Origin of the sequence: Mycolicibacterium vinylchloridicum (assembly GCF_013404075.1) — a bacterium.
Classification (GTDB): Bacteria; Actinomycetota; Actinomycetes; order Mycobacteriales; family Mycobacteriaceae; genus Mycobacterium; species Mycobacterium vinylchloridicum.
Map to the genome: position 1 here is coordinate 18,500 of NZ_JACBJQ010000062.1, position 10,881 is coordinate 29,380.

Sequence of the window (10,881 nt, forward strand, 5' to 3'; positions counted from 1 at the left end):
GAGCCACCGTGGAGATCGACCATCTGCTCACCGCCACGCGCTCCGCGCGCAGAACATTGGACCTCGACAGCCCTGTCGACCTCGACGAGATTCGCGACTGCCTGCGGATCGCACTGCACGCCGCCAACGGTTCAAATCAGCAGAACTGGCGTTGGCTGGTCATTGTCGACGACACGCTTCGCGGCGCGATTGCGGAGCTGTACCGCTCGGCCTACCTCAAGAAGGTCGGTGGCCAGATGGTTGCAAGCTTCATACCTGCCGGTTCGGCAGAAGGGCGGCTGATGTCGTCCACAGAGTGGCTTGTCGAGAATCTGGCGAACGTGCCCGCTTTGGTGATCCCGTGCTACGAGCCAACGTATCCACGAAGCGATGGCGATGAGTCGTTCTATATGGCCACGCTGTATGGCTCCATTTTCCCGGCGGTCTGGAACTTCCAGCTCGCACTGCACACTCGCGGCTACGGTACGTGCATCACCACATTGCACCTTGACCATGAACAGCAGGTGCGCGAATTGCTCGGAATCCCTGACAGTTTCGTGCAGGGATGCCTGTTGCCGGTCGGGCGCCTGCGCGCGGGTCACACATTTTCGTCAGGACCGCGGCGCGACGTCAACGAAGTTGTCCGGATCAACGGATGGGACGGCCAATGACCCAGAACCTCGCTGACCGTGTTGCCCGCATCGAGGCGCGCGACGAGATATGGGCATGCATGCTGCGCTACACGCGCGGGATGGACCGTCGGGACCGCGCGTTATTGCGGTCTGCCTATCACGACGGCGCGATCGACAATCATGTCGGCTTTGTCGGAGATGTCGAAGGATTTATCGACTGGGCCTTCGCTTACCATTGTCACCAGACGCGTTATCAGCACTACATGACCAATCACATATCCGAGGTCGACGGCGACACCGCTCATGCCGAGACCTACTATCTGTTTATCGGCACGGACCGTCAGCCGGTCGACCACATGACGATTTCGGGCGGCCGGTACGTCGACCGGCTCGAGCGCCGTGCCGGCCGGTGGGCAATTGTCGAGCGCGTCTGCGTCGTGGAGTGGATGGATGAGTCCACGAACGCCGTCAACGACGAATTCATGGCGACGCTATCGGCGGTGCAGACCGCCGGACATGTCCCTGCCGATCCGTCGTATATGCGCCCGCTGGTCGCTTCAACGCGATGATCCCGGGCGATGGCGACGGGACGTCCCGATGCGCAAATTAGTGGACTGCTAATGTCGGAACGCACAATGACCAGCGCGAAGCGTCCCCGTCGCCGTGCGACGGGCAGTCCGGACGAAGTCACTCGGCGTACTGAAGTGTTGCAGGCAGCCAACAGGCTCATCGCCCAGCACGGTCTGAGTACCTCGCTACAGCAGATCGCCGACGCCTCTGGGATCCTGGTGGGCAGTCTCTACCATCACTTCAAGTCGAAGGATGCATTGCTCGATGAATTGAATCGACGTTATCGCGCTGACTTGGACCTCGTCGGCGAAACAGCGGTAGCCCAGCTCGCAGAAAAAGGGTCGCCCCCAGTCGCGGAGCAGATCAGGGCGCTGTGCCGCGAGATCGCGCGCTGTGCGGCGAAGCATCAAGCCGCACTTCAGATGTCGTTCTTCGAGGGCCGCTCGAAGGGCTCGAACTCGGCGCAGTCCGGCGGCAAGTCGTCGGGCATCGAGACAGCGATGTTGCAACTGCTACGCACCGGCCGCAGGACTGGCTTCATCCGGCCTGACCTCGACCTCGCTGTCGTCTCAGACCGGGTATGCCAAAGCGTATTGCACGCGGGCCTGGCCGTCGTCCGGCACGGCGCCCCCACCGACGATGTCGCCGAGGTACTGTGCGGCATTCACCTACTCGGACTTGCCGCAGCCGATCCAACCAACGATCACCTCGATCGGTCGTCGGCGTTTTCTGTCGCCGACAGGGTGGTCAAATCCTGGGTCGGTGAGGATGTCGCCGCAGCCGACACGGCCTCACGCGTGCGCATCGCTGCGCGTACGGCGTTCAGCAGCAAGGGATTCGAGGTGACAACGATCCGCGATATCGCGGCCGCAGCGGGCCTTCCGCCGGGAACCGTCTATCGCCACCTCGGTTCGAAGGACGAGATGCTCAAGACGATCATGCTGTCCATCACGCAGAAGATCGGCGATGCGTGGGCCGACATCATGCGCACCGATTCGTCACCGACCGAGAAGCTTGACGCGCTGTGTTGGTTGAACATCAATGCTGTCGACCGTTTTCCCGAAGAGTTCGCGATCCAGCTCGCATGGATGCGTCATGCACCGCCGGAGGTCACCGAACCCCTTTGGTCGTTCGACACTCGTCTGAGCGAGATGAGCGAGCTACTCGCTGTCGGTATCGAGACGGGCGACTTGGTCGTGCCGTCGCACGACATGGACATCCTCACTCGATGCGTGATCGGCGTCCTGTGGATTCCACCGAACATTGTACGAGAGTTAGGATCCCGCGCCTCGCTCATCCATTCACGCGACACCGTTCTGAGCGGCCTTGCGGTCCGCGGGCACTAGGTCCGCATGAGCCCGATGCTGGGCGCGGCATGGAAAACATGCGTGCTGGCGTCTGGTAGTACTCGGCGGGCGACGAGGTAATCCACGCCCATCCAGCCTTGACGCATGTATCGCCCGAATTGCAGACACGTCCCCGGCGCCCCACTGGCGGCAGGCACGAATTTCACGCCTTCCAACGCCTCCTTGACGCCGGATCCGGTGAGCGGCCGCGCGTTGGCGATCGCGTGAACAATGACCGTGGCGACATCGCGACATAACGGGGGCATGAAGTAGTTGGGTCGCCGGCCGAACCGCGCCTCGAAGCGATCGAGAAACTCTTGACCGACCGCGTTGCGCTCGTCGTAGCTGTCCAGCCCGATCCAGCCGGCCAATTGGTCCATCCACATGGGATCGATGTGAGCGAGTTCAAATGCCGTCATGGTGTAGCGGGGTGGGTTCCAATTCGCCTTGGCCAGAGCGTCGTTGAATCCGAACAAGCCGTGCCCGAATCCAACATGAACCAGGGCGTCTGGCTCAGTGGCGCGAAGCGTGGCCACCGCTTCGACTTTGTCGGCCTCAACCTGGGGTATCGCCACCGAACCCACGATCTGCAGCCCGGCCGCTTCATAGGCCCGGACCGCATAGCCGAGATACTCCTTACCAATCAAGGAAGTCTCGTGCGCGATCGCGATGCGCGTGCGTCCGTCAGTCTTGAGCACCGCCGCCAACATCACCGGTTCTTCCGCCATGGACCCGTTGTTCAAGGCGAAGCACCATTCCCCCAGTGCCGTTTCGGATCCCGCGAGCGTGATGATCGGGACATCGGCAGTGCGCTCGACGTGAGCGCTGAGCGGGACGACGTTGTCGGACACGTAAGGGCCGAAAATGACCAGACAGCCCTCGGCCACCAATGCATCGAATGCTCGCTGAACGAGCTTGAAGTCGCCGTTGGGCAATCCGATCACCTCACGCCTGACCAACTCGATCGGCCGGTCGATCAATCGCTTGTCAAGCGCCTCGTCGAAAATGAGCTTCAAGGAGTCCAGCGTGTCATCCGTGGTCGCGGCGTTCGCCGGGTAGTCGGCCAGCCAGCCCACTTTGACCGGGATGACAGTGCCATATCCACGCGTACCTTCGTCAGCCATGAACGCAACATACACTATGAATGTTGCTATGATCGGCCTCGTGGGCGATCGAGGAGGCGGCGAGGCAGAACGGCGTGCGCGGGGTGATCAGACTCGTCGCGACGTGATCGCCGCCGCCCGTGAGCTGTTCCTCGATCCCGGATACCACCAGACCAGCGTCGGGGACATTGTGGCTAAATCCGGCACCGGCACCCGGGGCGCGTTCTACCACCACTTCAAGGACAAGGCCGACCTGTTCCGCTTGGTCTTTGAAGAAGTGCATCAAGATTTGGTTGATCGTGCCATCGCCCACCCGCCGCGCGGTGATGCCTGGGATCGCCTTCGACTGGGTCTGCACGGATTCCTCGATGCCGCGCTCGAACCCGAGGTTCAGCGCATCGTGCTGATTGACGGCCCGGTGGTTCTCGGCTGGCAGGCGTTGCGTGCTATCGAGAATGCGGGCGGTCTCGCACTCGTACAAGAAGTGTTGAAGGAGGCGATGGACGACGGTGCAATCCAGCAATTGCCCGTCCAGGAACTCTCGCACATGGTTCTAGCCGCACTGGAGGAGGCCGCCCTGCTTGTTGCTCAGGCACCGAACAAAAGGCCGGCCAAGCGTTCAGTCGGAGTCATCCTCGACCGACTGCTGTTCAGCCTCACCCCCGCGGCCGGCGAACTCGCCTCCGGTGTCGACTGAAAGTTGCCAAGGCCGCCTGTCAGCGACGGGAAGCTCTGACCGCTTTCCTGGGCGCCGCGGCAGCCGAGGCACGCTTGCGAACGGGTGACCGAGTTGGCGATGTGCCGCCCGTCGGCGCGGCGACAGCCTGTCGGCACCATGACCAGATGTCGTCCAAGCTGAGCTCGACGTTAGGACCGGTGTGAAGCATGCTGAACTGACCGAGGCTGGTCAGCGTCGCCGTCAAGAGTGCGGTCAGCTGTGCTATCGACAAGTCCTTACGCACGAGACCCGCTCGTGAGCAGGACGTCAATATTTTCCTCAGCAGCTTCTGGTGAGGTTCCCACACCTTTTCGAAGTCGGCGGGCCGCTCAAGCGCAAGACTGAGGTTGTAGAGCGTGACGATCCTGCCGCCCACAGCTTCTGACGACTCAGCCCGGGAAAGAAAGCCCCGACAAAACGCCTCGAGCTGACCCATCGGCCCGTCGGCCCCGGCAACCTCTTGACGGATATCTTCGGTGAACTGACTCTGGACATTCTCGTAAAGCGCGAGAAGCAGTTCTTCCTTACCCGCGAAATGCTGGTAAAAGGCCCGCAGGCTGAGGTTCGAGCGGTCAATCAGATCCTGCACCGTGAAATCGGCACGCCCCGAATCCTGCACCAGTTCCAGCGCGGTCGCGAGGAACCTGGAGCTCCTGGCCAGCGCCCGCGCGCGGGCACCGCTAAGTCGCCGTTCGACGGCGCGCTCCTGCCACGTCTCCAGCGACTCAACGCTGCCGTCGCCCTCGGGCTGGACTTTCGTACCGCCCTTTTTGGCGGCCTTCGCACTCACCGGCGGCATCAGCTGATTCCTTCCAGGAAAAAGTTCCGATACCACAAAGGAGTACCACATCACCATCGATAATGGTGATTCTCCCCCGTGCCGTGCGGTGTGACTAGGCGTTGTTCATCAGGCTGTCGGCTGCGAATCCGTCGACCTTGATCTTGCGCGAGGCAATGAGCCATCGCGTCCGAACCGGATGCAAGACGTCGCGGTAACGTCCCCAGTGATCGACGCCGACGTCGGTGAACACCACGAAATAGCTGCTGGCCTCGGCCTTGTCCGGCTCCAACCCGAAAACCCGGATGCTGGAGACATGGTGGCGGACGTAAGTGGGCTTGGGCCCTGGACTGGCGCCGGAAAGCTGCGCTCTCAGACCGGACTCGATGTGATCGCGCCCCACCAATGCCCCACCCCCGCCGGTGTATTCCAGGGTCCCATCCTGGGTAAAGCACAACGCAAGCGCAGCTAGGTCGAACCCGTCAGTCGCCGCCGTATAGTCGGCGAGGGTCTGACGGATCGATTCACGCGCAGCAAGTTCCCAGAGCTCCACAAACCCTTCCTACGGCTTCGGTTTCAACGAGTTATGACGCGGCTGGCCGAGAAACAGTCGACACACCTGGTAGAGCGCTCGGCTGGGCAGCAGGCGAGCACCGATCATCAACATCAACGCGTCGATTCCGACAGCGCGACGTACAAAGGGGCCGGTGTCGCCGTCCAGCGCCTTGGCGAGCGCGCGGGCGAATTTGTCGGGACTTCTCGCAAACTTGAGAGCCTTGTGCCCACGGACATCCAACGGGCCGTGCTGCTTGCCGTACACCCCGTCCCAGTCGCGATAGTCCGGATAGCCCAGCGCACGGTCGTCGATGATGTCGGTGTCGTGCATGCCGGTGACCAGGATGCTCACCCCGATTCCGAACGGCGAAATCTCGGCTGCCAACGATTCCGCCCAGCGCTCAAGTGCCGCCTTGACCGCGGAATAAGCGGCCGCCGAAGGCATCCCGAAGACACCACTCTGACTCGAGACCATGACGATGCGTCCGCGCCCAGCCGCCCGCATGCTCGGCAGCAGCGCCTTGGTCAAGCTCACCGGCCCGAACAGGTTGGTGGCGAATACCTGCTGCCACACGTCGTCGGGAGTCTCCTCGACGAAACCCAACGAGCTCACACCGGCATTGTTTACGACTGCGTACGGCGCCCCGACGGTCGCGACGATCGTCTCGGCGGCCTGCTTGACCGATTCCGGATCGGTCAGATCCAACGGCACTCCCACAAGTCTGGCATCGTCGGCTGGCGCCCCGGTCAGTTCGCGGATGCGCGCCAACCCCGCTTCCGAAGAGCGCATCGCGCCCACGACGCACCAGCCCCGCCGGTACAGCTCGACCGCGGACGCCAGTCCCAATCCCCTTGATGCACCGGTGATGACGACGCTGCGAGTGTCAGCCACCTCGACGTTTACGCGGGACCGTTCGGGAATTTCAGGTACGAGCCGGCATCTACCCGGATGTGCTGCCCTGTCACGTAGCGGCTTTCGTCGCTGGCGAGGAATACCGCCAGGTGGGCGATGTCCTCGGGCTCGACGTACGGGATCGGCATCAGCTGGAAGTACGTGAATGCCGGCTCGGCGTCCTCGCGGGTGATGGGCTTTCCTTCGGCCTTCAAGTCGGGCCGGAACACGCCATACATGCCGTCGTTGTGCAGCAGGTGCGTGTTGACGTTGGTCGGGTGCATGCAGTTGACCCGGATCATCCGCGAGGCGAGGTGGAAGGCGATCTCATCGACGTACTCGATGATCATGCGCTTGCTGAAGCCGTAACCGGACCCGCCGGGTCCCATCTCCGGGTTGTCCGTGGTGCCCTTCATCATCCCGGCCGTCGAGCCGGTGATGATGACCGATGCCCCATCGGGTAGATGCGGAGCGGTGACCGCGACCGCGTTCATCACGCCAAGCAGGTCGACGTCGGTGGCATCGACGAAGCCCATGAAATCCGGCTTACCCATCGCCATCGGGAGGATGCCGGCGTTGGCGACGACGATGTCGACCTTGCCGAAGTCCGCCAGACCCGCCTCAAGGGCGTCTCGCAGCTCGTGGCGTTCACGCACATCGGCGACCCGGGCGACAACGCGCCGGCCGAGTTCCTTGATCGCACGCTCCGTGTCCGCCAAATCCTCCGGCGTCGCTAACGGATATGGGTTCGACGGGATCTGCCGACAGATGTCGACCACGATGATGTCGGCGCCTTCCCTGGCCATCGCAATCGCATGGGCACGCCCCTGCCCGCGAGCCCCACCTGTGATGAAAGCGACCTTGCCCTCAAGCCTCCCGGCCATGTGTCCTCCGTCAATAGGCGGCGCAGCCGTGGGTCAGCGCCGGATTTCGATCAACCTACAGTGTGTATGTTGTATTCTCAATACCCTGGGGCACCAACGCGTTTGCGCTCGGCGTGCGAGGTTCAGCGACCTCCTGCCGCGGCGTGAACACCGGTACGTACACAGCTTCACCGTCGATGTCATGACGTTCGAAGCCGACCTGTACCGGCATGCCGACTCGGACCGAATCTGGTTCACAGCCAACGATGTTGGCGGCGATGCGCAGATCGTCCTGCTCATCGAGCCGCACGATTGCGATGACGTAGGGAACCGGCACCGCGGGATTGAACGGCTGATGGTTCACCGTATAGGTGAACACCGTGCCACGGCCCGACACCGCGCGAGCCTCGAGCGAGTCTCCACAGTCAGGACAGTCCGGGGCAGGCCGGCTCACCCACAAGCCGCATCGCAGGCACGCGGTGATGTGCAACCGTCCGTCAGCGCCGGCGGTCCAGAACCCTCGATTGTGCTCCGAAAGGTCGGGCAAGACCCGAGCCGGAGCGGAAGGCGAAACGTGACTAGACATCCATGGAAACGTACATTCTCATTGGCGGTCCGCACAATGCGGCACACGCTGCAACTGATCGCGCGGTACTTGATGAGGGCGGTGCTTGGCAGATGAGCTTCTTCGAACAGGACGGGATCATCAGCGGCCTGGGTATTTCGCAGATCGGCAGACGTACCGCCATTCCTGGGCTGGACTTGACTTTGGAGGCGGCACGCGCCGCGATCCAAGATGCCGGGCTCACACCGGCGGACATTGACGGGATCATCACCTTCGGCGACACACACCCAACCGATGTTGTCGCCGGACTCGGCAATCAGGCCACCGAAGTCGGATTCGGGTTCGCCACCGGCGGAGTGATCACCCCGGTGATGTCGGCGCTGTTGGCCGTGTCCGAGCGACGCGCACGCCACGTCCTGGTCTATCGCACGGTGGCGATGCTGGGCGGCGTGATGACCGATCAGCCGGTGTCGCCGATGCTGAACCCGCTCTCCGATCCGCCGGTCGAGCCCCGAACTCCCGGGCAGCGGCGCAAGCTCAAGCCGTTCGAAGACCTCGATGAGCTCATGGCAGCACACGCGTATTCGGCCGCCAATTGGCTGGCGCTGCATTGCCGTCGCCACATGGAACTCTATGGGACGACCAAAGAACAGCTCGGCTGGCTGGCGATCAACAGCAGGCGTAACGCGAGCCTGAATCCCCTTGCGGCGTTTCGTGATCCGATGACGATGGACGACTACCTCGGTTCACGCCCGGTGTCGTCGCCATTCGGATTGTTCGACTGCGATGTGCCGATCGACGGTTCGATTGCCCTGATCGTCTCCCATGCCGACTACGCGCCCGACTGCCCGAACCCGGCTGTCAGAGTGGAGGCAATCGGCGGCGCATACGGATCGGGAGGGTGGTTTCACCGTGACGACTTCCCGAAGATGGCCTCCGTCGAGGCCGCGGCGGAGATGTGGTCACGCACGGACCTCAAGCCAACAGATGTGGACGTTGCCGAGCTGTATGACGGCTTTACGTTTCTGACGTTGGCTTGGCTGGAAGCGCTGGGTTTCTGCGCCGACGGCGAAGCCGGACCATTCGTGGAGGGCGCGACGCGCATCGCGCTCGACGGTGAGCTCCCGCTGAATACTTATGGTGGACAGTTGTCGGCCGGACGACTGCATGGCTACTGGCTGCTACATGAAGCGTGTCTGCAACTGCGCGGGCAAGCCGGCGACCGTCAGTTGGTCCGGCGGCCCGAGGTCGCGGTTGCCGCAGCGGGGGGCGGACCGATCGCAGGCAGCATGCTGCTGACCTGCTGACGGCTGCCGACGCCAAGGCGCCTACCAGTCTGCGCCCACAACGGCTGAGCATGATCCCGCATGACCGCCGAGCGTGACTTACGACGTCAGACCGACCGCGCGGGCGAGGCGGTTGGCCGCCCGCCTCCGCCCGCACGTCCAGTCGAATTTCCTACCCGTTGCGGTCGACTCGTAGGTAATTGGTCATGTAGCCGAGGTATGTCAGTGTGTCGGGGTCGAGTCCGATGAGGTCAAGGTAGGGGTTCCATTGCCTGGAGTCGACAAACCAGTCCCAGCGGGTGATCTGACCGTCCTCGTTGGTCCAGATGTAATCCCATTCATCCAGTGCCAGAACTCTGCCATCGGTTGTGGTTCCCGAGTACGTGTCTTTCACCGCGAAACCCCATTCGGTGGCACTGCAGTCAAAGGGGGTAACGAGTCGCCAGTCCGGCATGTGTTTCCACCACATCCTGATCTCAGGGGTAAGGGTGTCACCATCGGCGGGCAGTAGCGATATAAGTTCATCAGTGGCCAAGTCAGCGAACCGTTGTGGCTCACCGTTGTTGAAGCGGGGGCACATGATCACTGCATCGGGCGCATAGACCCATTCGTCTGAGTACTTGACGAGACCGGTCTCCGGAGCGTTCGCGTAGGCTTCCCACTTGCTCTTAGCGAGCCTGCGATGCAGATCAATGCGATCCGACATTGAATTCCCTTCTCACGACATCAGGTATCCGAGCGGTGCCCTCCGCACGGCTTTGAGAGTAATGGTTTGCGGACCGGCAAAATATCCATTTCCCTTCTGTGGTGGGAGAAGGCGCTAGGCGTCTGGCCACAGCGGAGCGTTCGGTCCCGAAGCGATCGGGGCGCTCGGTGTGCCTATCCGGACAGGTTGAAGTTGCCGTTGGATCCGTAGATGGCCAGTGAGACCAGCAGGGTGACGGAGACGACCACGATCAGGGAGGTCCGTACCGCGTTGCCGACCGCGACGCCGACTCCAGAGGGTCCGCCGGTGGCGAAGTAGCCGAAGTAGGTATGGATCAACAAGATCGTGATCGCCATCAACACCGCCTGCAAAAACGACCAGAGCAAATCGATCGGGTTCAAAAACGTGTTGAAGTAATGGTCATACAAACCCCCGGACTGACCGAACAACACCACCGTGGTGAACTGGCTGGCCACAAAGCTCAAGATGACCGCGATCGAGTACAACGGGGTGATCGCCACCATCCCGGCCACAATCCGGGTGGACACCAGGTATTCGACCGGGGGGATGCCCATCGACTCCAGGGCATCGATCTCCTCATTGATCCGCATCGCCCCCAACTGCGCGGTCACACCGGCACCGAAGGTGGCCGCCAACCCGATCCCGGCCACCACCGGCGCCGAGATGCGCACATTGATAAACGCGGCGAGGAATCCGGTGAGGGCCTCGATACCGATATTGCCCAACGAGCTATAGCCCTGCACCGCCAACGTCCCACCAGCAGCCAACGTCAAAAACCCGACGATCACCACAGTGCCGCCGATCATCGCCAACGTGCCCGCACCCATGCTGATCTCCGCGATCAACCGGATGATCTCCTTACGGAAA

General features: G+C 62.3%; 12 protein-coding genes and 1 pseudogene. 5 read left to right on the forward strand and 8 right to left on the reverse strand.

Annotation, left to right across the window (positions count from 1 at the left end; genetic code table 11):
• Window positions 1-8: 8 nt before the first annotated feature.
• The 3 genes from HPC46_RS29470 (at window position 9) to HPC46_RS29480 (ending at window position 2,527) form a co-directional block, all read left to right on the forward strand.
• On the forward strand, window positions 9-650 hold the full coding sequence (locus HPC46_RS29470; protein WP_179475658.1) for a nitroreductase family protein: 642 nt from the start codon (window positions 9-11) through the stop codon (window positions 648-650).
• Complete coding sequence (locus HPC46_RS29475; protein ID WP_179475659.1) at window positions 647-1,180, forward strand: nuclear transport factor 2 family protein; 534 nt, start codon at window positions 647-649, stop codon at window positions 1,178-1,180. The genes HPC46_RS29470 and HPC46_RS29475 overlap by 4 nt, the downstream gene beginning before the upstream one ends.
• 66 nt (window positions 1,181-1,246) lie before the next feature.
• The gene (locus tag HPC46_RS29480; RefSeq protein ID WP_179475660.1) at window positions 1,247-2,527 is read left to right on the forward strand and encodes a TetR/AcrR family transcriptional regulator; all 1,281 of its coding nucleotides are present in this window, start codon (window positions 1,247-1,249) and stop codon (window positions 2,525-2,527) included.
• On the opposite strand, the gene HPC46_RS29485 is transcribed toward HPC46_RS29480, so the two are convergent.
• Complete coding sequence (locus HPC46_RS29485; RefSeq protein WP_179475661.1) at window positions 2,524-3,651, reverse strand: ABC transporter substrate-binding protein; 1,128 nt, start codon at window positions 3,649-3,651, stop codon at window positions 2,524-2,526. The genes HPC46_RS29480 and HPC46_RS29485 overlap by 4 nt on opposite strands.
• A 28-nt stretch (window positions 3,652-3,679) precedes the next feature.
• Between HPC46_RS29485 and HPC46_RS29490 the strand changes: the two genes are divergently transcribed.
• Window positions 3,680-4,327 (forward strand): TetR/AcrR family transcriptional regulator, encoded by a 648-nt coding sequence (locus tag HPC46_RS29490; RefSeq protein ID WP_218894802.1) that lies wholly within the window; start codon window positions 3,680-3,682, stop codon window positions 4,325-4,327.
• Window positions 4,328-4,346: 19 nt separating this feature from the next.
• On the opposite strand, the gene HPC46_RS29495 is transcribed toward HPC46_RS29490, so the two are convergent.
• The 5 genes and pseudogenes from HPC46_RS29495 to HPC46_RS29515 all read right to left on the reverse strand — a co-directional run.
• Window positions 4,347-5,147 (reverse strand): TetR/AcrR family transcriptional regulator, encoded by an 801-nt coding sequence (locus HPC46_RS29495; protein WP_179475673.1) that lies wholly within the window; start codon window positions 5,145-5,147, stop codon window positions 4,347-4,349.
• Window positions 5,148-5,241: 94 nt separating this feature from the next.
• On the reverse strand, window positions 5,242-5,679 hold the full coding sequence (locus HPC46_RS29500; protein ID WP_179475662.1) for a nuclear transport factor 2 family protein: 438 nt from the start codon (window positions 5,677-5,679) through the stop codon (window positions 5,242-5,244).
• A 9-nt stretch (window positions 5,680-5,688) separates the two neighbouring features.
• A complete protein-coding gene (locus HPC46_RS29505) occupies window positions 5,689-6,573 on the reverse strand; it encodes an SDR family NAD(P)-dependent oxidoreductase (protein ID WP_179475663.1) in 885 nt (294 codons plus the stop codon).
• A gap of 8 nt (window positions 6,574-6,581) precedes the next feature.
• Window positions 6,582-7,457: a mycofactocin-coupled SDR family oxidoreductase gene (locus HPC46_RS29510; protein WP_179475664.1), complete on the reverse strand. Its 876-nt coding sequence runs from the start codon at window positions 7,455-7,457 to the stop codon at window positions 6,582-6,584.
• 160 nt (window positions 7,458-7,617) lie between these two features.
• Window positions 7,618-8,022 (reverse strand): annotated as a pseudogene (locus tag HPC46_RS29515) (Zn-ribbon domain-containing OB-fold protein); the annotation flags it as partial.
• A gap of 92 nt (window positions 8,023-8,114) precedes the next feature.
• On the opposite strand from HPC46_RS29515, the gene HPC46_RS29520 reads away from it, so the two are divergent.
• Window positions 8,115-9,308, forward strand: a complete 1,194-nt coding sequence (locus HPC46_RS29520) for a thiolase family protein (protein ID WP_179475666.1) — start codon at window positions 8,115-8,117, stop codon at window positions 9,306-9,308.
• A 151-nt stretch (window positions 9,309-9,459) separates the two neighbouring features.
• Here the strand turns inward: HPC46_RS29520 and HPC46_RS29525 are convergent, their stop codons facing one another.
• The gene (locus tag HPC46_RS29525; protein ID WP_179475667.1) at window positions 9,460-9,993 is read right to left on the reverse strand and encodes a hypothetical protein; all 534 of its coding nucleotides are present in this window, start codon (window positions 9,991-9,993) and stop codon (window positions 9,460-9,462) included.
• A gap of 173 nt (window positions 9,994-10,166) precedes the next feature.
• The coding region (locus tag HPC46_RS29530) for an ABC transporter permease (RefSeq protein WP_179475668.1) at window positions 10,167-10,881 on the reverse strand (715 nt) is incomplete at its 5' end.